Below are 19900 nucleotides of genomic sequence, written 5' to 3' on the forward strand. Positions count from 1 at the left end.
AGGGGGGAGGGGGGAGCGGGGAGGTGGGGCCGGGCGGAACCGGTGACGGCTGGGCGGCGTCACCTTTCAGACGTCAGACGTCAGACGTCAGATATCCACGTTCCAACCCCCTAGGAGCAGCGCCGTGTCCCACCCCGCCACCTCGGCCGCCCCCATACCCACGCCGCCACCCACCACCGCCACCCGCTACCTCTACCTCGCCCGGCACGGTGACGCCGGGCACGAGGGGTCTGTGCTCAGCGACGCCGGGCGGCGGCAGGCCGGGTTGTTGGGGAGGCGGCTCGCCGGGGTGCCGTGGGACGTCGTGTATCACGGGCCGCTGGGGCGGGCCGCCGAGACCGCGCGTCTTGTCGCCGCCGAGCTGGACGGTGTGGTGCCGCGGGAGGCGGAGTGGGCCGGGGACTACGTGCCCTACTGGCCGGAGCGTGCCGAACTCCCCGCCGCCCAGGCCGACGGCATGCTCGGCTTCCTCGGCGACCCGGAGCCGGAGGAACGGGAAGCCGGGCCCCGGCTCGCGCGTGAGGCTGCGGTTCATTGCACCGGTCCCGTCGACGGGCCCGACCCGCGCCATGAACTGGTCATCACCCACAGCTTCCTGATCGGCTGGCTGGTGCGCGCCGCGCTCGACGCGCCCGACTGGCGCTGGATCGGGCTCAACCCCGGCAACGCCGCCCTGACCGTCATCCGATACGCCCCGGAGCGGCCCGCGTCCGTACTGCTCCTCAACGACATGGCGCATCTTCCGGCCGAGTTGAAGTGGACCGGGTTCCCGAAGCAGTACGCGGACGAGTTCGGCGCGTACGCCGTGTGAGCCCGGGGGCGGCGACCGGCCCTGCGCGGTCACTTCGCGTCGGAGTAGCGCTCCACCACCGCCGTGGTGAAGGGGAAGCGCACCGGTGTGGTGCCGAAGGCGATGCGGCCGGCCAGTTCGCCGGCCTCGCGGATCGCCTTCGTCACGGTGTCGGCCTCCTCGGCGGGGCAGTGCACGATCACCTCGTCGTGCTGGAAGAAGACCAGCTCGGCCCGGAGCCCGGCCGTGGTGATCGCCTGGCGCAGGGCGGCGAGCAGCAGCAGGGCCCAGTCGGCGGCGCTGCCCTGCACCACGAAGTTGCGGGTGAAGCGGCCGCGTGCCCGGGCGTCGCTGGAGGCGTAGCCCGGGGTGAACTCCCCTACGGGCGAGCCTGGTTGGGGCTCCTGTTCCTGGGGGATACCCGCCTCGTCGGCCTCGGCGGCGCCCGCTGCGGGCGGGCTGGTCCGGCCGAGCCAGGTGCGGACGAGGCGGCCCTCCTCGCCGGCCTTCGCCGCGTCGTCCACGTACGCCACGGCGAGCGGGAAACGCCGGCGCAGGGCGGCCAGGTTCTTCAGGCCGTCGCCCGAGGTCTGGCCGTAGATCGCGCCGAGCAGGGCGAGCTTGGCGTGCTCGCGGTCGCCGGAGAACGCCCGGTCGGACAGTGAGGTGTACAAGTCGCCGTCGTGTCCGGCCACTTCCATCAGGCCGGGGTCGCGGGAGATCGCGGCGAGCACCCTCGGTTCCATCTGGTCGGCGTCGGCGACCACCAGGCGCCAGCCCTCGTCGGCGACGACGGCCTGCCGTATCACCTTGGGGATCTGGAGGGCCCCGCCGCCGTTGGTCGTCCAGCGGCCGCTGACCGTGCCGCCCGGGGTGTATTCGGGGCGGAAGCGTCCCTCGCGCACCCAGTCCTGGAGCCAGCTCCAGCCGTGCGCGGTCCAGATCCGGTACAGCTTCTTGTACTCGATCAAGGGCTCCACGGCGGGGTGGTCGAGCTCGGCCAGCTCCCAGCGCCGCGTCGATCTGAGGCGGATGCCGGCCTCGCCGAACGCCTTCACCACGTCGGCGGGCAGGTCCGGTCTGACCCGGCGGCCGAACGCCGCCGACACCTGGTCGGCGAGCTCGGCGAGGCGGCGCGGCTCGCCGCCGCCCCCGGTGCGCGGGGAGCCGCTCGCATAGCGCTCGCCGAGCAGGCCCTGGAGCAGGGCGCGGTGGACATCGGCGCGCCACGGCAGGCCCGCCCGGTTCATCTCGGCGGCGACCAGCATCCCCGCCGACTCGGACGCGGTGAGCAGCCGCATCCTGCCGGGGTGCTCGGTGCGGTCGTGGCGGCGCTGCTGGTCCGCGTAGACCTCCAGCAGTGCTCCGAAGGGCAGGCCGGTGCTGTGCTGGGGCTCGAAGAGCGAGGACTGCGAGCCCGGTTCGGCCGCTCTCGGGGGCGGGTCGGCCGGGACGGGTCTGTCGTGCAGGCGGGCCCAGGCGGCCGCCGCCGAGCGGGGCTCGCCGGACCGGCCCTCGTGGCCGAGCAGCAGCAGCTCGGCGTCCTCGATGTCGTAGCACCGCTCGACGCGGACGCCGGCGGCGAGCAGCCGGGGGTAGATCCCGGCGGTGGAGCGCCACACCCAGCGGCCGACCTCGGGGCGGTCCCGGACGGCCGCGACCAGGTCCGCCTCCTCGCGCACCGCGCCCACGGGCAGCCCGTCGTCCCCGAGGGGGACGAGCCGTGCCCCGCCGCCCTCGGTCGCCTCGACGGCCCACCGTTCGTTCACGCGATCGAGTCTGGCACCCGCCACTGACATCGGCCCGCAGCCGCCCCGCGCGGCCGTCCGCAACCGGCGCTCGCCATGTCGCGTCACCACGGTCGGCCGGTCGTACCCGCCACTGACATCGGCCCGCAGCCGCCCGGCGCGGCCGTTCGCAGCCGGCGCTCGCCATGTCGCGTCACCACGGTCGGCCGGTCGTACCCGCCACTGACATCGGCCCGGCCGGCGAGTCCGGGTCGGGCCGGGCGGCCGGTGGTGGTCCGCGGTCGCTCAAGGGCCGCGGCTCAGGCCACCGCGTGCAGCATCGCCGCCGCCTCCCCGCGCGAGCTCACACCCAGCTTGGCCAGGATGTTCGCGACGTGGAACTTCACCGTCGACTCGCTGATGTGCAGCTCCTGGGCGATGGTCCGGTTGCGGTGGCCCTGGGCGAGATGGCCGAGCACCTCCGCCTCGCGCGGGTGCAGCTCGGACAGCGGGTCCAGGCGCGGCCCGGGTGCCGTGCCGAGGGGCAGGGTCGCGGTGACCGTGGTGCCCCAGCCGGGCAGCGCGTCCACGGCGAGGGTGCCGCCCAGTGCGCCGAGGCGCTGGGCCACGCGATGCGTTTCGAGGGCCGCGCGCGGCAGCTCCCCGGGCCCGTCGTCCCGCACGGACGCGGTCAGTTGGCAGTCGGCGAGCCGCCAGCGGACGTGGATCCGCCGCACCCCGTCCTGCCCGGCCATGGCCAGGACGACGGCGCGCACGGCGGCCCGGGCGAGGTGGGCGACGTCCGCCGCGAGGGACGTCTCGGCGGTCTCCGCCTCCGGGGGCGTGAATTCGAGTCCCACCTCGCTGTGCCGGAGCAGCGGTTTCAGGGAGTCGGCGAGCTGGGCGAAGGCCTCGGCGGCCGGTTCCTCGGTGAGTTCCTGGTTGCGGTCGGCCTCGGCGCGCACCGCGACCAGGGCGGACACCGCGAGGTCGACGGCGCGTGCGCGGGCCTCCCGGTCGTCCAGGCTCCTGCTGCGCAGCACGCCGAGCAGCGAGGTGAGCGCGGTCTCGTGGGCCTCGCCCAGCTCGGCGATCACCCGGGCCCGCTCGGCGGCGGTGGACCGGGACTGCACGAGGGCGCCCGGCACCGCCTCGGACGTGAGGCGGGCGCGGTGCCCGGTCGCCAGGTCCCACAGCTGCTGTGCGAGCGCCGCGTCCGCGTCCGTGACCAGGCCGCCGGGCGACTTGCGGACGAGGACGAGCAGCGGCGGCCGCCCGGCCATCGGCGCGGCCTCGCTCGCGAGCGCCAGCACGGCCCGCTCCTCACCGCCGAACACGGCCGTGCCCTGCCAGGGGTGTCCGGGGGTGACGTGGGGACCGAGCGTCTGGAGGTCGGCGACGGTGATCCGCGGGGCCGTTGCCGTGTCGCCGTGCGCCGTGTGGACCTTGAACGGGGAGTGCGCGCACTGGCCCGACAGTTCGACGGCCACCGTGTGCGCGGCGAGCGGGGCGAGGGCTGCGGAGAGGGTCGGCAGGATCTCGTTGAGCGGCCCGCGCACCAGCTCCGCGGCCCGCGCGAGAACGGAGGCGCCGGACGCCGCCGTGCCGGCGCCGGCCGCCATCCCCGCGGCGGACGCCGTGCCCGTGATGCTGGGCGGCACGGCCGCACTGCCCGATGCCGCGCCCGCACTGCCCGATGCCGCGCCCGCACTGCCCGATGCCGCGCCCGCACTGCCCGATGCCGCGCCCGTGCCACTCGACGCCGCGCCCGGGATGCCGGGCCCCGAGCGCCGCACATCCGTCGCGGCCGGGATGTCCGCGAGCGTGGGCGTGCGAGGGGTGGCCGGCGGCATGGGTGTGCCAGGGGCGGGTGTGCCGGGGGCGGCCGGGGGTGTCCCGGGGGACGGGGTGCGGATCGTGCGGGGCTCCATCGCCCCAGCGTACGGCCGCCGCCCTCTCCGGTGCCTCGCCTTGTGGCCAGGTCGAACCGGCCGTAAGGCGGGCCGGGTCGGGGCCGGAGGCGCCGGAGGCTGGAGTCACCACGGCGGCCACGACGTGGGGAGCGATACGAGGAGTGCTGTGATGGAAGCGATCGTGTACGAGCGGTTCGGCGGCGTCGAAGTGCTGGCCCTGGGCCGGGCCGACAAGCCCCGGCCCGGCCCCGGTCAGATCCGGGTGAAGGTGGTCGCGGCGGGCGTCAACCCGATCGACTACCGCATCCGCAACGGCTGGATGCAGCATGCCTTCCCGGTGACCTTCCCGGTGATTCCCGGCTTTGAGCTGGCGGGGTTCGTGGACGAACTGGGCTCAGGAGTAACGGAGTTCGCGGTCGGGGACGAGGTGTTCGGGCACTCCGACACCGGCGCCTACGCCGAGTACGCCCTGGCCAGCCACGTGGTGGCCAAGCCGGCCGGGCTGAGCTGGGAGCAGGCCGTCGCGCTTCCCATCGCCGGCGAGACCTCCGAGCGGGTCCTGGACCAGCTCGAACTGGCGGCGGGGGAGACCCTGTTGGTGCACGGCGCGGCCGGTGTCGTCGGCTCGGTCGGGGTGCAGCTCGCGGTGGCGCGGGGTGCGACCGTGATCGGAACGGCGTCCGCGGACAACCACGCCTTCCTGCGCGAGCTGGGCGCGATTCCGCTCGCGTACGGTCCCGGTCTGGTGGAGCGGGTGCGCGAACTGGCGCCGCAGGGCATCGACGCGGTCTACGACGCGGCCGGCAAGGACGCGCTGCCCGACTCCATCGAACTGCGCGGCGGCACCACCACCCGCATCGTCACCATCGCCGACGCGAACGCCGCCGAGCACGGCGTCCCGTTCAGCGGTGAGGCGATGGCGGACCCCGTGCCGGTGTACGAGGCCCATGCCCGGCTCGCCGTCGAGGGCGGGCTGCGCGTCCGGCACGCCGAGACGTTCCCGCTGGCGCAGGCCCCCAAGGCCCTGGAGCTGAGCGAGGGCGGTCACGTCCGGGGCAAGCTGGTCCTCACGCCGTGAGCCCGGCCCGGTAGCGCCCCGGCGTCGTGCCGTACTGCCTGCTGAAGGCGTGCGACAGGGCGTACGGGGTGCTGTAGCCGACCCGTGCGGCGATGGCGCCGAGCGCGTCCGGCGTGGTGCGAAGGAGCACCGCGGCACGGGTGAGGCGCCACCAGGTGAGGTACGCCATCGGGGCGCGGCCGACCAGGGCGGTGAAGCGGCGCGCCAACGTGGCGCGGGACACGCCGACTCGGGCCGCGAGTCGCTGGTTGCTCCAGGCCGCCGCCGGGTCCTCGTGCAGGGCGTGCAGGGCCGTGGCGACCACCGGGTCGTGCAGGGCGGCCGGCCAGCGCGAGGTGGTGCTGTCCGCCATCCAGGCCCGTACGAGATAGACGAGGAGCAGGTCGAGCAGGCTCGGCAGGGCGATGGCCGAGCCGGGGTGCGTGGAGTCCACCTCGTGCCCCAACAGGGCGATGGCGGCGCGCAGTTCGTCGTGGCGGGCGTCCCGGCCCGAGAGGTGCACGACGTCCGGGAGGTCGGCCATGAGCGGGTGGGTGTGGTTCCGGTCGAGCCGGTACTTGCCGCACAGGAGTTCCGTAGTGCCCTTGCCCGTGGGGGAGTTGGAGTCCGTGGCCGTGCCGGCCCAGGCGGTGAAGTCGACGGCTCGGGCGAGGGTGGCGGGGGAGGCCGGACGGTCGGCGATGACGTGCCCGCTGCCGTGCGGGAGCAGTACGGCGTCGCCGGTGTCGAGGGCGAGGGCCGTGCCCCCGTCGGTCAGCATCCAGCAGCTTCCCTCCAGGACGACGTGGAAGCCCGCGCCCTCGTAGGCGTCGAGCCGCGCGCACCAACTCCCGCCCACGCGCAGCCTCGTGGAGGAGGGGCGCCCCACCCGTACCGCCGAGATCGCGTCGCTCACCAGGTCCATGCCGCGAGCCTAGCCGCCCCATCCACCGGGCCGATGAGGCGTTCGCGTATTCAAGTGAGCCGGGGAAGCATTGAGAGGCTCACTCCGGGCTGCCTAGAGTCGAGCCGGACGCACGCGTACGAGTGAGGACGGCGGGGGCATGAGCACGGAAACGGGCACGGACATGGGCATGGGAATGGGCACGCGGATGGACACGGGCACGCGGATGGGCACGGCCGCGGACCAGGGCACGAGCGCGAGCACGAGCACGAGCGCGAGCACTGGCACGAGCGCGAGCACGAGCACTGGCACTGGCACGAGCGGGGGCCGGAGCGCAGGTGCGGGGAGCAGCATCACCCTGGGCGAGGTCGAGATCATCAGGGTCGTGGAGTGGGAGGGTGCCTTCGGGCCCGCCCGCCGGATCGTGCCCGAGGCCGGGATCGAGACGTGGCAGGCGGACGAGGAACTGCTCGCGCCGCACTTCTGGGAGCCCGAGGGCGACCAGTGGATCGGGGCGCTCCAGACCTGGGTACTGCGCAGCGGCGGGCGGACCGTCCTGGTGGACACCAACGTCGGCAACGGCCGCGAGCGCCCCAGCATGCCGATGTTCCACCACCGGAACACCGATTTCCTGGGGCAGTTGGCGGCCGCCGGGGTGCGGCCGGAGGATGTCGACGTCGTCGTCAACACCCATCTGCACGCCGATCACGTCGGCTGGAACACGGTGGGGCAGGGGCCCGGCACCTGGGTCCCCGCGTTCCCGAACGCCACCTACCTGATGCCGGCCGCCGACCACGCCCACTTCGACCCGGCGAACGGGCGGGCCCTGCGGCCGGACGACGTGGCCCTGTTCGAGGACAGTGTGGCGCCGGTGGTGGCGGCCGGGCAGGCCGTGCTGTGGGAGGGCGAGCACCGCATCGACGAGAACCTCGTCCTGGAGGCGGCGCCCGGACACACCCCCGGTTCGTCCGTACTGCGGCTCGCGTCCCGCGGCGAGCGGGCCGTGTTCGTCGGCGATCTGCTGCACAGCCCGGTGCAGATCGCCCACCCGTCCCACAACAGCTGCTTCTGCGAGGACGGCGCCGGGGCCGCCGCCACCCGCCACCGCATCCTGGGCCGGGCCGCCGACGAGCGCGAACTGGTCGTCCCGGCCCACTTCGGCGGGCCCGGCGCCTTCGAAGTCCGGCGCGAGGCAGGGACGTTCGCGGTCCGGAACTGGGCCGCCTACGGCGTGTAGCGCCCGGCCAGCTCCCACGCGCCGTGCAGGGCCTCCGCGAACGCGCCCGCCAGTTTGTGCTCGCCGCCGGGGCCCGGATGCGTACCGTCGTAGGTGTCCCGGTGGATGTCGTAGGTGTCCGGGACCGTGGCGAGGAGCAGCGGCGAGGTGGCCGTGTCGAGGTCGGCGACGGCCTTGGCGAGCAGCACGTTGAACCGGTCCACCTCGGCGGCGAACGGCGCGTCCTGTTCGGCCCGGATGTTCGGGATGACGGGCAGTGCCACGATCCGGATCCGCGGGTTGGCCTCGCGGGCGCCCTCGGTGAACGCGCGCACGTTGGCGGCGGTCTGGACGGCGTCCGTGTAGAAGCCGAGGTCTATCAGGCCGAGCGAGACGAGTAGCACGTCGGCCCGGCTCTCGGCGACGGCCGGGCCGATCACCGGCGCCATGTGCAGCCAGCCCTCGCCCCAGCCCGCCAGGTGGCGGCGGGCGGCCGGCGGGAACTCGGGGGCGGCGTAGTCGTGCGAGACGGCCGCCCCGGCCGCCGGGTCGTACAGCGCGGTGCGCGGGCCGACGATCTCGAAGGGGCCGTCGAAGGACGCCCGAAGGTGGCGCCACATGCGGTAGCGCCAGGTGAAGTCGCCGGGGCATCCGATGGTCATGGAGTCGCCGACGAAGAGAAAACGCATGGGGGTCATCATTACCGATCGGTACGTCGTGCGGCGACGTGACGGTGGACACCCCGGCGGTGGCCGGAGGCGGCCGTGGACACTGGGGGCATGCGTTCGCTGTGGAGGGTGTGCGGGGTGGCCGGGCTCGTTCTGGTGTGGGCGGCGGGGCCGGCCGTGGCCGACGACGGCGGGTTCACCATCAAGGACCCCCGGATCGCGGAGTCCAGCGGCCTCGCCGCGAGCCGCGCCCACCCCGGCGTCTACTGGACGCACAACGACAGTGGCGACGGCCCGTACGCCTACGCCGTCGATGCGCGGACCGGGCAGACCGTCGCGCGGATCACGCTGGAGGGCGTCGGCCGCCCGCGCGATGTGGAGGCGATCTCGATCGGTCCCGACGGTGACCTGTACGTCGGCGACATCGGCGACAACCTCGACGGCTCCTGGAGCCACGTCTGGATCTACCGCTTCCATGAGCCCGCCCAGTTGAGGGACCAGACGGTCAGGGCGACGCAGTACACCGTCCAGTACGCCGACGGGCCGCGCAACGCCGAGGCGCTGATGGTCCACCCGAAGACCGGCCGGGTCTACATCGCCTCCAAGCGCGAGAGCGGCGGCGGCCTCTACGAGGGACCGGCGAAACTGTCCGCCACCGGCACGAACGTCTTCCGCCGGGTCGGCGAGGTGCCCTGGGTGACCGACGGCGCGTTCTCCCCCGACGGTACGAAGCTGGCGCTGCGCGGCTACTTCGCGCTGGCCGAATACGCCTGGAAGGGCGGCGCGGGAGACCCGCTCGGCGACTGGCACGCGGTGCCGGGCACGCCCGTGCAGCAGCAGTCGGAATCGGTGACGTACACCCTCGACGGCAGGGCCCTGATGGTCGGCTCCGAGGGGGCCGGCAGCGGGGTGGTGCGTGTCCCCCTCAAGGAGGCAGGCGCCAAGTCGCCCTCGGCGGGCGGCAGTTCCACCCGTTCGAGTGGTGGCGCGGGAGAGGGGAACTTTCTGCTCGGCGCGATGGTTCTGGCGGGCGCCACCGCGCTCTGCCTGGGTGCCCGGCGGATGCTGCGGCGACGGGCCGGGTGAGGGGGCCGAGGGCCGGAGTGCGTCGCGGAGGGCGTGCGGGGCAGGGAACCCGCGCAGGGCCGCCGGGGGCCCGCACCGCGAGGGGTGGCGGTACGGGCCCGGGAGCGGCGGCTCAGCGCTGCTGCGGGCACTCCTTCCAGGCCAGGTGGTAGATGGTCTGGATGTCACCGTCGGTGGAGTCCATGGCGATGAAGCTGTTGGTCTTCGGGTCGGCGCTGCCGAGGCTCGCACGCAGTTCGGTGTTGATGTTGAAGTTGCGCTGTACGCCGCACGGGGCCCACACCAGCTGGCCCCAGTCGGTGGAGTCGGTGGCCTGCCAGTCGTCGTCGTAGGGGCCGCTGAACGGGTGCGTTCTGCTCGCCGTGTCGGGCGAACCCTGGAAGTAGTACGAGGCCTTCTGGGTGGCGCTCGCGCCCTTCTCCAGGTGGGCGAAGCCGCGGTAGTCGGCGCTCGCGACGGCGTAGGTGAAGCCGGAGGGGACGTGCACGATCAGGTTGAGCTGGCAGTTCTTGCGGAAGTCGGTCGGCTTGGCGCCGGCCCCCACCTGTGCCAGGTACTGGCTGTACGTGACGGTGAAGGCGGTGTTGTCCGGGGCGACGGCGACCGCGGCGGTGTTGATGGGACAGCCGGAGCCGTTGACCGTCGCGACCTCGATCACGATCTTGTCGGGCGGCGCGACGATGGAGGAGGGTGCGGCCGGGGCCGCCTGGGTGAAGAGCGTGGAGGCGAGGAACGCCGCCGTCGCGCCGCCTGCGAGAAGTGCACCGGGCATGATGCTCCGATCGGTTGTCGGTGGCCTTGCGTGGATGTGGGGAGTCCAGCCGAGCGCCCATGCCCGCGATGCCGTCGAAGCGCTTCGGGGGCGCCTTCGAAGAGACATAGTTGAGGCATGGACATGTCAAACCTTCGGGCCGGTCCGGCCGTGGTGCGGTGCGTGCCGGACCGCTTTGGATGGTAGGGACCAACTCCCTTGCGGAACAGGGCAGTTATCGGCCGTGGGTGTGCGGGCGTGTGGGCACGTCCGCGGGGCGCCGGGCGCGCCGCCCGCGCCCCGGCGCCTGCGGGACCGCCGTGCCGTGGCGCTCGCGGGACCGCCGTGCCGTGGCGCCTGCGGGACCGCCGTGCCGTGGCGCCTGCGGGACCGCCGTGCCGTGGCGCCTGCGGGACCGCCATGCCCCGGCGCCCGCGGGACCGCCATGCCGTGGCCGTCAGGCCTTGCCGGTCAGGTGGGCGAAGACGACCACGTTGGAGTCCCAGTGCCGGTCCTTGGTGAGCGATCCGCCGCAGGTGATCAGGCGCAGCTCGGGCCGTTCGGTGGCGCCGTAGACCTTCTGGGTGGGGAACGCGTCCTTCTTGAAGGTGTCCACCGAGTCGACCGCGAACACGGCGGTGCCGCCGTCCTTGCGGTGCACCTCGATCCGCTCGCCCTTCCTGAGCCGGCCCAGGTCGTGGAAGACCGCCTCGGGCGTCTCGGGCGTATCCATGTGGCCCACGATCGCGGCCGGTCCGCGCTCGCCCGGCGTGGGGCCCTCCTTGTACCAGTCGGCCTCCTCGGGCCGGTCGAACGGCGGGGTCTGCATGGTTCCGTCCGCCGCCAGGCCGACCTCGCCCAGCGGGGCGTCCACGTGGATGTCCGGGATGGCGACGCGGTCCGGGGCGGAGGCGCCGAGCACCGACACGGGGGTGGCGTCCGCGGCTGCGCGCGAGCCCGCCGCACCGCCGTGGCCCTTCGAGCAGCCGGTCGCGGCCAGGGTCGCCGCGAGGGCGGCGGCCCCCGCCAGGGCGGCGGCGCGGGTGCCCCGGCGGGGCCGGGGGGAGCGGGCCGCCCGGCGGGAGCGGGCCGCCCGGCGGGAGCAGGGGATGCGGGCGGTCATGCGCTCAGTCCTGCTTCCTGCCGCGCCGGCTGAGCAGCCCCGCGCCGCCGAGGGCGGTCGCGCCGAGGCCGGTGATGCCGAGGGCGAGCGCCGAGTTCGTCGCGGTGTGGTCCTCGGGTGCGGGTGCCACGCCGGTGTTCACGCCGCCCTTGGGGGTGGTGTGGTGGCGCGGGGTCGTCGTGTCGTGGTGCGGGCCGGGCGGGGGCGTCCTGTCGTGGTCTCCCTTGCCGTGCTGGTCGTCCTTGTGCCCGTCCTTGTGGTCGTCCTTCGGCTCGCCCACGGTGAACTTGACCGTGTCGAAGAGCTTGCCGTCGACGAACGCCTGGACGCCGAAGTAGTCGCGCGGGTAGTTGGCGACGGTCGCCGTGCCGTGCCACACCCCGGTCGTCTTCGCGTCCGGGGCGAGGTTCACCCGGCCGCCGAAGGCCTTGGACACGACGTACGCGGTGCCCTTGTGGCCGCTCTGGCGGATGGTGACGGTGATCTTGTCGCCGGGGCGGCCGGTGTCCGAGGACAGCGCCACGCTCGGCGTGGCGGGGGTGGGCGTCGGGGAACCCGAGGGCGAGGCCGAGGCCGAGGCCGCGGAGTTCGGGGAGGCTGAGCCGGAGGGGGAGGCGGAGTCGGTCGGGGAGGCGGAGTTGTTCGGGGAGGCGGAGTTGTTCGGGGGCGCCGACGCGGACCCGGCGGCGAACGCGGTGGCCGGAGCGGCGAGCGCGAGCGCCGAGGCTATGGCGACGGCGGAAGCGGTGAATGCCTTGCGCATAATCAAATCTCCCTGTTTGTCCGGCTGTTCACCGGATGCACCGATAAGGAGGTGACTGTGCGCGTTTTGGTTTCGCCGGTACGTGGGTGGCGGGACGGCCCCGCCGAAGGTCCCGGCCCGGGAAACGGCCGGGCCCCTGCGCCCATGACCTGCCCCATACACCCGCTTTACTCACATTTTTGGGACGTAGGTCCTGGCGCGGATCCCGGTATGCGGGCACCTGGGTGCTGGGGCGCCGGACACGCAGGAGGGCCCGGCACCGAGATGGTGCCGGGCCCTCCTGCGTACGCTTCCGGACTTCCGGGCTTCCGGACTTCCGGGCTACCTGGCTTCGTGCTACCCGACGTGCCGTGCCGGTCGCGGGATGCTCAGAGCTGCTCGATGACGTAGTCGACGCAGGCCGTCAGGGCCTCGACGTCCGCCGGGTCGATCGCCGGGAACATGGCGATGCGCAGCTGGTTGCGGCCGAGCTTGCGGTACGGCTCGGTGTCGACGATGCCGTTGGCGCGCAGCACCTTGGCGATCGCGGCGGCGTCGATGTCGTCCGCGAAGTCGATCGTGCCGATGACCTGCGAGCGCTTCGCCGGGTCCGTGACGAAGGGAGAGGCGTGCTTGGACTCCTCGGCCCAGCCGTACAGGGCGCCCGAGGACGCGGCGGTACGGGCCGTCGCCCAGTCGAGACCGCCCTGGCCGTTGATCCACTTCAGCTGCTCGTTGAGCAGGAACAGGGTGGAGAGGGCCGGGGTGTTGTACGTCTGGTTCTTCAGCGAGTTGTCGATCGCGGTCGGCAGCGAGAAGAACTCGGGCACGTGGCGGCCGCTCGCGTGGATGCGCTGGGCGCGCTCCAGGGCGGCGGGCGAGAACGCGGCGAGCCACAGGCCGCCGTCGGAGGCGAACGACTTCTGCGGGGCGAAGTAGTAGACGTCCGTCTCGGTGATGTCGACGGGCAGGCCGCCGGCGCCGGAGGTGGCGTCCACGAGGACCAGGGCGCCCTCGTCGGCGCCGGCCACGCGCTTGATCGGGGCGGCGACGCCGGTCGAGGTCTCGTTGTGCGTGAACGCGTACACGTCCACGCCGGCCTCGGCCTTCGGGTCCGGGTGGGTGCCCGGGTCACTGCTGATCACGGTCGGCTCGGCCAGCCACGGGGCGAGCTTGGCCGCCTTGGCGAACTTCGAGGAGAACTCGCCGAAGTTCAGGTGCTGGGACTTGTTCTCGATCAGGCCGTGCGTCGCGACGTCCCAGAACGCGGTGGAGCCACCGTTGCCCAGGATCACCTCGTATCCCTCGGGGAGGGAGAAGAGGTCGCGGATGCCCTGGCGCACCTCGCCGACCAGGTTCTTGACCGGGGCCTGGCGGTGGGAGGTGCCGAGGAGGGAGGTGCCGGTGGCGGCCAGGGCGTCCAGCGCCTCCGTACGCACCTTGGAGGGGCCCGCGCCGAAACGGCCGTCGGCGGGCTTCATGTCAGCGGGAATCTGGATCTCAGCCACGTGGCGGAGCGTATCCGGTTCTGGCCCGCCCGGTCCCCCGGGTCCGCCCGGTGAGACGGCCCCGGCCCCTGGCCCCCTGGGGGGGGGTTGCCCACCCGCCCACCCGTGCGGCGGGATTGAAGGGCTCGGCCCCTGGGGCTGCGCCCCAGACCCCCCGCAGGGGGCTCCGCCCCCTGCACCCCGCTTCGGGGCTCCGCCCCGGACCCCGTATCGCGCCTGAACGGCGCTCGTCCTCAATCGCCGGACGGGCTGGGGATGCCGGTGCGGTCCAGCACCGAGGCCCTTAGGTGCGCGGGGAACGGCGCGAGGCCGACAGGGGGTTAGGGCGCGGGGAACTGCGCGACCAGTCACACACGGTGCGAGGACGAGATCGTGGTCGGGGTCGCGGGGAACTGCGCGAGAAGCGCGCACGGTGCGCGGACCGAGACGGGGTTAGGGGCGCGAGGAACTGCGCGATCAACAACGCACGGTGCGAGGACGAAATCGGGTTTGGGGGCGCGGGGAACTGCGCGATCAGCCACGCACGGTGCGAGGCCGACCGGGGGGTTAGGGGCGCGGGGAACTGCGCGAACGGCCCCCGCGGCCCGCAGACGGAAACGGGGTGTTGGGGCCGCGGGGAACCGCGCGAGAAGCGGGCACGGTGCGCGGACCGGAGCGGGGGCAGGGGCGCGGGGAACTGCGCGAACGGCCCCGGGGTCCGCAGCCGGGTAAGGGGGCGGAGCCCCCGGGGCAGGTCGCGTGGGCCGGGAGCCCGGAGGGGGGTCAGCGCAGGCGGACCGGGAGGTCGAAGAGGTCGTTCTGGGTGACTATCGGCTTGTTGCGGAGGGCGGATCGCGGGACCGCCAGGGTCAGGGAGGGGAACCGTGCGTACAGGGCCGGCAGCGCCACCCCCGCCTCCAGGCGGGACAGCGCCGCGCCGGGGCAGACGTGCGGGCCGTGGCCGAAGGCGATGTGCCGGTTCGGCGTGCGGGTCACGTCGAAGTCCCCCGCCGTCGCGCCGTGCTGCCCCTCGTCCCGGCCGATCGCCCCGAAGGAGACGATCAGCGCCTCACCCGCCGGCAGCACCCCGTCCCCGACCACGACGTCCTCCGTCGCGAAGCGGAACAGGACGTGCGAGGTCGGCGTCGACCACCGCAGGGTCTCCTCGATGACGTTCTCCCACGGCACCGCCCCGTCGAGCACCAGCTTGCGCTGCTCGGGATGCGCCTCCAGGGCCACCACCGCGTTCACGATGAGACTGATCGTGGTCTCGTGGCCCGCCGCGATCATCAGCTGGAGGGTGTTGGTGATCTCCTCCGTGCTGAGGTGGTCGCCGTCCTCGGACGCGGCGAGCAGCGCGCTCGTCAGGTCGTCGCCCGGCGCCCGCCGCTTGGACTCGACGATCCCCGCGAACAGCTCCCCGAGGTCCGCCATCATCTGCGGCACCTCCTCCGGCGGCGTCTGCGTGGAGAAGAACTTCTCGAAGAGGGACTTCAGGCGGGGATGGTCGGCCGCGTCCACACCCATCAGTTCGCTGACCACGTTCATGGGCAGCGGGTAGGCGAACTCCGCCTTCAGGTCGACCACTTCACCCTCGGGAAGGGCCGCGAGGCGGTCCAGCATCGACGTCGTCAGCGCCTCGATCCCGGCCCGCAGCCGCTCCACCCGCCGCACCGTCAGCGCCTGCGCGACCAGCGCACGCAGGCGGCGGTGCTCCTCGCCGTCCACGGTGAGCATCGAGCGCCCCGGGTTGGCGAGCCCGATCAGCGGCCAGTCCAGCGGGATCTCGCCGCGCTGCCAGGCGCCCCACACATCGATGTCCTTGACCAGGCGCGGGTCGGTCAGGAGCTTGCGGGCCTCCGCGTGGTGCGTCACCGAGTAGCAGGCCACCCCGCCCGGCAGCACGACCCGTACCAGCGGACCGGCCGCGCGCAGCGCCGCGCTCTCGGCGTCGAGGTCGGCGACGAACGGGTCGAGGGCGATGGCACCGCTGTGGTCCACGGGGCACTGCGACGGACCGCTGGTGGGTCTGCTCGTCCGGCTGCTCGGCTGGCTGCTCATCTGACTGCTCCAAGGGCAGGAGTGGGTGTGAACGACACGGGAAGCTCGGTGAGGCCCCGCAGCCACGGGGACGGGCGGCGGGTCAACTCCGCGGCGGGCGAGGCGAGATCGACGTCCGGCAGCCGGTCGAGCAGCACCTCGATCCCGGTCCGCGCGATGACCTCGGCGACCTCCTGCGCGGGGAAGGGGCAGCGGTGCTCGCCGTGCCCGAAGGAGAAGAACGCGCTGTTGCCACCCGTCAACGCACCTGCTTCGGTGCGTACTTGGGGATCGCCGTTGGCCGCGGCGAGGCCGAGCAGGAGCAGATCGCCGGCCCGGATGTGCCGACCGCCCAGACGGGTGTCGCGGGCGGCCCAGCGGCCCGCCACGTTCTGCGTCGGCGTGTCCTCCCACAACACCTCGTTCATCGCCTCGCCGACGCTGTGCCGGCCGCCCGCGAGCGAGGCCGCGAACCGGTCGTCGGTGAGCATGAGGCGCAGCGAGTTGCCGATCCAGTCCGCGGTGGGCTGGTGGCCGGCCGCCATCATCACCATCAGGTCCTGGCCGACCTCCTCGACGGTGAAGCCGTAGGGGTTGGCGAGCATCCGGGACGCCACGTCCTCGCCCGGATCGACCTGCTTGGCGGTCAGCAGCGCGTACATCGACTCGGCGAGGTGGCGCTGGCCCTCCAGCGCGCCCTCCCGGCCGTTGATCATGTCGTTCATCGCGGTGACCAGGCCCGGTCCCTGCTCGTCGGCGAACCCGTAGAGCCGGGCCAGGACCCGTACCGGCAGGAGCATCGCGTACTGGCCGACGATGTCGCCGCCGCCCGTACCGCACAGCGCGTCGATCAGCTCGTCCGCGAACCGCTCGGCGTGCGCGCGCAGTTCGAAGGGGTCGACGGCCTCCAGGGCGTCGGAGACCATCGCGGCCCGCTCGCGGTGGCGCTCGCCGACCGTGTAGAGGATCGACGGCTGCTTGCGGCCGATCATCGGCAGCAGCGGCCAGTCGGCCGGGATGCGGTCCCACTGGTTCCACAGGTCGGAGTCGCGCGAGAACAGCGCGGGGTCGCTGGTGACCTGGTGCAGTTCGCGATAGCCGAGCACCAGCCAGGCCGGCGCGTCGCCGTCCAGGACGACGGGCGCCACGGCACCGTGGTCGCGCCGCATGTCGCGGTACAGCTCGTTCGGCTCGGTCTGGAACCGGGGGCCGCTCAGCGGGACGGGGGCGGGTATGGGGCACGTCACGGTATGAGCTCCGGTGCTTGTCGCAGGCGTGCGAGGTGTTCCACGAGGGCGATCAGGACGGTCTTGCTGGACTCACGGGCGCGCGCGTCGCAGCGCAGCAGCGGCACCTCGGCCGGCAGGTCGAGCGCCTCGCGCACCTGCTCCTCGGTGTGCGCGGGGCCGCCGAAGTCGTTGCACGCCACGACGAACGGCGTGCCGTGGTGCTCCAGGCGGTCGATGGCGTACCAGGAGTCCGCGAGGCGCCGCGTGTCGACCAGGACGACCGCGCCGAGCGTGCCCGCGAACAGCCGGTCCCACAGGAACCAGAACCGCTCCTGGCCGGGCGCGCCGAACAGGTACAGGACGTTGTGCGCGTCCAGGGTGATGCGGCCGAAGTCGAAGGCGACGGTGGTGGCCGTCTTCGTGCCGACGCCGGCGAGATCGTCCACGGCCTCGCCCGCCTTGGTCATGGTCTCCTCGGTGTTCAGCGGACGTATCTCGCTGACCGAGCGCACCATGGTCGTCTTTCCGACGCCGAAACCACCGACGACCACGATTTTCAGGCCGTTGTCGGCGGTCCCCGCGAGGGCGGGCCGTTCAGAGATTTCGGAGGCCAACGAGCACCTGCTCCAGGATGTCGGGGTCGGGAAGGCGATGGGCCGAGCGCGGGTGGCGGGCGCTGATGCGGCCCGTGTCGTGCAGGTCGGCGAGCAGGATGCGGACCACCGTGACGGGCAGGCCCAGCTCGGCGGCGATCTCCACGACGGCGGTCGGGAAGCGGCACATGCGCAGGATCGCCGCGTGCTCGGACTGCATGCCCGGAGCCGGTTCCGACTCGGTGACCACCAGGGTGACCAGGTCGAAGGCGTCCGAGCCGGAGCGGCTGCGTCCGCCGGTGAGGGTGTAGAGCCGGTCCGGCGAGTCGTCCCGGCCCGGCCGGCTCATGCCCGCGGCTCGGCGCTGAGGTACTCGCCGAGCTGTTCCACCAGCTCGGACATGTTGTGCCCGACGAGCCCGGCGTCCGCGTCCTCGGCGGCGACCACCGCGAGGTGCGCGCCCTCGCCGGCCTCGACGATGAACAGGATGCCGCCGTAGAACTCGGCCATCGCGGAGCGCACCCCGCCGCTGCCGTCGCCGAACTCCATGGACGCCCCGTGCGACAGGCTCTGGATGCCCGCGGCGATCGCGGCGAGCTGGTCGGCCTGGTCGACGGAGAGCTCCGGCGTGCGGCACAGCTTGAGGCCGTCACGGGACAGGACGAGCGCGTGGCGGGCCCCGGGAGTGCGCTGGAGCAGGTTCTCCAGGAGCCAGTTGAGCTTCTCGTCGGTGGTGGTGCCGGTCATTCGGAGTTGCCTTCCGGGGTGGGGGAGTTCGCGCGTACGGCCTGGCGGAAGCTGCTGAAGCGGGCGGCCGCGTCCGAGGCCGCGGTCGTGGCGCGGGCCGGGGCCGCCGGGGCGTCGGGGCCCTCGGGGTGGGCTGCGGCGAGCGCTCGGCCGCGCTTGCGCTTGGGCAGCCCGCTCTCGCCGAACTGCGGGAATTCCCCGCTGGTTTCACTGCCGGTGGCGGATCCGGTGGCGGATCCGGAGGCCGACCCGGCGGTGGACCCGGAGGCGGATCCGGCGGTGGCGGTGGCGGGGCGGGCGGTGCCGGACGCGGGCTCGGCGGCCGGTTCGTGGGCGGTCTCCGGCTCGCCGCCCCGGGCGGGTGCCCGGGTCGCCGACGCGGCCGGGGTCCCGGACTCCGCCGTGGCGGGCTCCGGAGGCAACAGGTCCTGCGGTCCGTCGAGGGCGGGCGCGAGCGGGGCCGCCGCGGGCGTGGCGGCGACATGGGTGACCAGCTCGTGCGGGAGCAGCATCAGGGCGCCGGTGCCGCCGCGCGCGGAGGGCCGGAACGACACGGTCAGGCCGTGCTTACGGGCCAGCCGGCCGACGACCGCGAGACCGAGCCGGGTGCCGGAGAGCCCGGCCAGGTCCGAAAGCCGTCCGGAGACGGCCTGTTCGGCCCGGCGCAGCTGCACGTCGCTCATCACCAGACCGCTGTCCTCGACGGTGATGATGACCCCGGCCGGCACTTCCTCCACGTACACGTGGACCTCGGCGGTCGGCGGCGAGAAGTTGGCCGCGTTGTCGAGGAGTTCGGCGAGCGCGTGCATGACGCCCTCGGCGGCGTGCCCGGCGACGGCCGCGTCGCTGGTGGAGTGCAGGCGCACCCGCTGGTAGCCGCCGATGCGGCCCATGGCGCCGCGCAGAATGGACTCCATGACGATCGGCCGGGCCCAGCGGCGGCCCGAACGCGCCCCGGTCAGCACGGCGATGGAGTCCGCGAGGCGCCCCGCCTGTGCGGTGCGGTGGTCCAGGTGCAGCAGGTCGCCGAGCACCTCCTCGTCGGCGTGCCGGTGCTCCATGTCGCGCAGGTCGGCGAGCATGCCGGTGGCCAGCGCCTGCATGCGGCCGGCCGCGTTCGCGGTGGCCGCGAGGGCGGCGGCACGTGCGGACTCGGCGCGGCGCAGCTCGGCGGTGTGGGCGGCGATCAGTGCCTTGCGGTCGGCGGCGTGGGCGGCGTCCAGGCGCACCGCGTCGGCGCTGCGCCGGGCGGCGTTGGCCTCCTGTGCGCTGATCTGGGTGTTCAGCGCGGCCAGACGTTCACGCAGGACGCGGTTGCGCAGCACGCTGTGCGTCACGGCGTACGCGCCGGCGCTCAGCAGGGCCGCGGCGATGCCGAGGCTCCAGCCGAGTACGGCACGGGAGCCCGGCTCGGCCGTGACCACCGCCACTGTGCAGAACGCGCCGGTGACCACCGCGGTGATCAACAGGGCCAGCGCGGAGGGGCGAACGGGGGAGGGCGACGCCGTCATCGATCAATGCCTTACAGCGCTTATGGCGGGCGAAAGGGAAGGGGCTGTTCCTGTCTCACAGGGAACGAGGGGCAACTATAGGAGAGTTGGTGATCGATTTGGATAGTTCTTGGTGAACATTCCCGCACATTGGGACCGTTGGCCAGTCGCATTCAGGTCAACATGGCTGTTTCAGGACATGTGCTCGGTGGTGTGGCGGCACCCTCGCAACAGGTGCGGACAAGGGCATCCTGGGCCCCATGGCAGATGCTGCGAACACCGCGAGGGGCCAGGGTCCGAAGCCGCGGGACGAACGCGGGCGGGGGCTTGCGCGCGA

Annotated in this window: 18 protein-coding genes; 4 read left to right on the forward strand and 14 right to left on the reverse strand. The window is 73.5% G+C overall.

What is annotated here, in order from left to right; all coding sequences use genetic code 11:
* Window positions 1-124: 124 nt before the first annotated feature.
* Entirely contained in the window at window positions 125-811 is a 687-nt protein-coding gene (locus CG740_RS06055; RefSeq protein ID WP_234376092.1) for a histidine phosphatase family protein, read from the forward strand.
* Between the two features lie 29 nt (window positions 812-840).
* Here CG740_RS06055 and CG740_RS06060 read toward each other — a convergent pair whose 3' ends face one another.
* Both CG740_RS06060 and CG740_RS06065 read right to left on the reverse strand, forming a co-directional pair.
* Window positions 841-2559, reverse strand: coding sequence for a bifunctional 3'-5' exonuclease/DNA polymerase (locus CG740_RS06060; protein ID WP_100573900.1), 1719 nt, complete (start codon window positions 2557-2559; stop codon window positions 841-843).
* A 278-nt stretch (window positions 2560-2837) separates the two neighbouring features.
* Window positions 2838-4448: a LuxR C-terminal-related transcriptional regulator gene (locus CG740_RS06065; protein WP_234376093.1), complete on the reverse strand. Its 1611-nt coding sequence runs from the start codon at window positions 4446-4448 to the stop codon at window positions 2838-2840.
* 151 nt (window positions 4449-4599) lie between these two features.
* Between CG740_RS06065 and CG740_RS06070 the strand changes: the two genes are divergently transcribed.
* Entirely contained in the window at window positions 4600-5508 is a 909-nt protein-coding gene (locus CG740_RS06070; protein ID WP_100573901.1) for an NADP-dependent oxidoreductase, read from the forward strand.
* Here CG740_RS06070 and CG740_RS06075 read toward each other — a convergent pair.
* Window positions 5498-6412 (reverse strand): AraC family transcriptional regulator, encoded by a 915-nt coding sequence (locus CG740_RS06075; protein WP_100573902.1) that lies wholly within the window; start codon window positions 6410-6412, stop codon window positions 5498-5500. The two genes, CG740_RS06070 and CG740_RS06075, sit on opposite strands and share 11 nt — an antisense overlap.
* Before the next feature lie 139 nt (window positions 6413-6551).
* Between CG740_RS06075 and CG740_RS06080 the strand changes: the two genes are divergently transcribed.
* Window positions 6552-7628: an MBL fold metallo-hydrolase gene (locus tag CG740_RS06080; protein WP_234376094.1), complete on the forward strand. Its 1077-nt coding sequence runs from the start codon at window positions 6552-6554 to the stop codon at window positions 7626-7628.
* Here the strand turns inward: CG740_RS06080 and CG740_RS06085 are convergent.
* A complete protein-coding gene (locus CG740_RS06085; RefSeq protein WP_100573903.1) occupies window positions 7616-8296 on the reverse strand; it encodes a GDSL-type esterase/lipase family protein in 681 nt (226 codons plus the stop codon). The genes CG740_RS06080 and CG740_RS06085 overlap by 13 nt on opposite strands.
* 90 nt (window positions 8297-8386) lie before the next feature.
* Here CG740_RS06085 and CG740_RS06090 point away from each other — a divergent pair, with 90 nt between their 5' ends.
* Entirely contained in the window at window positions 8387-9361 is a 975-nt protein-coding gene (locus CG740_RS06090; protein ID WP_100573904.1) for a hypothetical protein, read from the forward strand.
* A 112-nt stretch (window positions 9362-9473) separates the two neighbouring features.
* Here the strand turns inward: CG740_RS06090 and CG740_RS06095 are convergent, their stop codons facing one another.
* The 10 genes from CG740_RS06095 to CG740_RS06140 form a co-directional block, all read right to left on the reverse strand.
* The gene (locus CG740_RS06095; protein ID WP_100573905.1) at window positions 9474-10133 is read right to left on the reverse strand and encodes a DUF4360 domain-containing protein; all 660 of its coding nucleotides are present in this window, start codon (window positions 10131-10133) and stop codon (window positions 9474-9476) included.
* A gap of 436 nt (window positions 10134-10569) precedes the next feature.
* Window positions 10570-11235 carry a class F sortase gene (locus tag CG740_RS06100; protein WP_100573906.1) on the reverse strand — a complete coding sequence of 222 codons (666 nt, stop codon included), beginning with the start codon at window positions 11233-11235 and terminating at the stop codon, window positions 10570-10572.
* A gap of 4 nt (window positions 11236-11239) precedes the next feature.
* Window positions 11240-11998: a hypothetical protein gene (locus CG740_RS06105; protein WP_100573907.1), complete on the reverse strand. Its 759-nt coding sequence runs from the start codon at window positions 11996-11998 to the stop codon at window positions 11240-11242.
* Between the two features lie 368 nt (window positions 11999-12366).
* The gene (gene serC / locus CG740_RS06110; protein ID WP_100573908.1) at window positions 12367-13485 is read right to left on the reverse strand and encodes a phosphoserine transaminase; all 1119 of its coding nucleotides are present in this window, start codon (window positions 13483-13485) and stop codon (window positions 12367-12369) included.
* Window positions 13486-14247: 762 nt separating this feature from the next.
* Window positions 14248-15525 carry a cytochrome P450 family protein gene (locus CG740_RS06115; RefSeq protein WP_100573909.1) on the reverse strand — a complete coding sequence of 426 codons (1278 nt, stop codon included), beginning with the start codon at window positions 15523-15525 and terminating at the stop codon, window positions 14248-14250.
* A complete protein-coding gene (locus CG740_RS06120; protein WP_100573910.1) occupies window positions 15522-16751 on the reverse strand; it encodes a cytochrome P450 in 1230 nt (409 codons plus the stop codon). Before CG740_RS06120 ends, CG740_RS06115 begins: the two co-directional genes overlap by 4 nt.
* Window positions 16748-17347, reverse strand: a complete 600-nt coding sequence (locus CG740_RS06125) for a GTP-binding protein (protein WP_100573911.1) — start codon at window positions 17345-17347, stop codon at window positions 16748-16750. The genes CG740_RS06120 and CG740_RS06125 overlap by 4 nt, the downstream gene beginning before the upstream one ends.
* Window positions 17328-17675, reverse strand: coding sequence for a DUF742 domain-containing protein (locus CG740_RS06130; RefSeq protein WP_100573912.1), 348 nt, complete (start codon window positions 17673-17675; stop codon window positions 17328-17330). Before CG740_RS06130 ends, CG740_RS06125 begins: the two co-directional genes overlap by 20 nt.
* Window positions 17672-18073 carry a roadblock/LC7 domain-containing protein gene (locus tag CG740_RS06135; protein ID WP_100573913.1) on the reverse strand — a complete coding sequence of 134 codons (402 nt, stop codon included), beginning with the start codon at window positions 18071-18073 and terminating at the stop codon, window positions 17672-17674. The genes CG740_RS06130 and CG740_RS06135 overlap by 4 nt, the downstream gene beginning before the upstream one ends.
* The gene (locus CG740_RS06140) at window positions 18070-19584 is read right to left on the reverse strand and encodes an ATP-binding protein (protein ID WP_100573914.1); all 1515 of its coding nucleotides are present in this window, start codon (window positions 19582-19584) and stop codon (window positions 18070-18072) included. The genes CG740_RS06135 and CG740_RS06140 overlap by 4 nt, the downstream gene beginning before the upstream one ends.
* Window positions 19585-19900: the final 316 nt, after the last annotated feature.

The sequence above is a fragment of the Streptomyces sp. CB01201 genome, from assembly GCF_002803085.1.
Lineage (GTDB): Bacteria > Actinomycetota > Actinomycetes > Streptomycetales > Streptomycetaceae > Streptomyces > Streptomyces hundungensis.

Bases quoted from the DNA above. Each gene is read 5' to 3' on its own strand.
- CG740_RS06090 (WP_100573904.1), top strand. From the start codon at position 8,387: ATGCGTTCGCTGTGGAGGGTGTGCGGGGTGGCCGGGCTCGTTCTGGTG.
- CG740_RS06095 (WP_100573905.1), bottom strand. From the start codon at position 10,133: ATGCCCGGTGCACTTCTCGCAGGCGGCGCGACGGCGGCGTTCCTCGCC.
- CG740_RS06065 (WP_234376093.1), bottom strand. From the start codon at position 4,448: ATGGAGCCCCGCACGATCCGCACCCCGTCCCCCGGGACACCCCCGGCC.
- CG740_RS06100 (WP_100573906.1), bottom strand. From the start codon at position 11,235: ATGACCGCCCGCATCCCCTGCTCCCGCCGGGCGGCCCGCTCCCGCCGG.
- CG740_RS06135 (WP_100573913.1), bottom strand. From the start codon at position 18,073: ATGACCGGCACCACCACCGACGAGAAGCTCAACTGGCTCCTGGAGAAC.
- CG740_RS06080 (WP_234376094.1), top strand. From the start codon at position 6,552: ATGAGCACGGAAACGGGCACGGACATGGGCATGGGAATGGGCACGCGG.
- CG740_RS06070 (WP_100573901.1), top strand. From the start codon at position 4,600: ATGGAAGCGATCGTGTACGAGCGGTTCGGCGGCGTCGAAGTGCTGGCC.
- CG740_RS06130 (WP_100573912.1), bottom strand. From the start codon at position 17,675: ATGAGCCGGCCGGGCCGGGACGACTCGCCGGACCGGCTCTACACCCTC.
- CG740_RS06105 (WP_100573907.1), bottom strand. From the start codon at position 11,998: ATGCGCAAGGCATTCACCGCTTCCGCCGTCGCCATAGCCTCGGCGCTC.
- CG740_RS06115 (WP_100573909.1), bottom strand. From the start codon at position 15,525: ATGAGCAGCCAGCCGAGCAGCCGGACGAGCAGACCCACCAGCGGTCCG.
- CG740_RS06140 (WP_100573914.1), bottom strand. From the start codon at position 19,584: ATGACGGCGTCGCCCTCCCCCGTTCGCCCCTCCGCGCTGGCCCTGTTG.
- CG740_RS06075 (WP_100573902.1), bottom strand. From the start codon at position 6,412: ATGGACCTGGTGAGCGACGCGATCTCGGCGGTACGGGTGGGGCGCCCC.
- CG740_RS06085 (WP_100573903.1), bottom strand. From the start codon at position 8,296: ATGCGTTTTCTCTTCGTCGGCGACTCCATGACCATCGGATGCCCCGGC.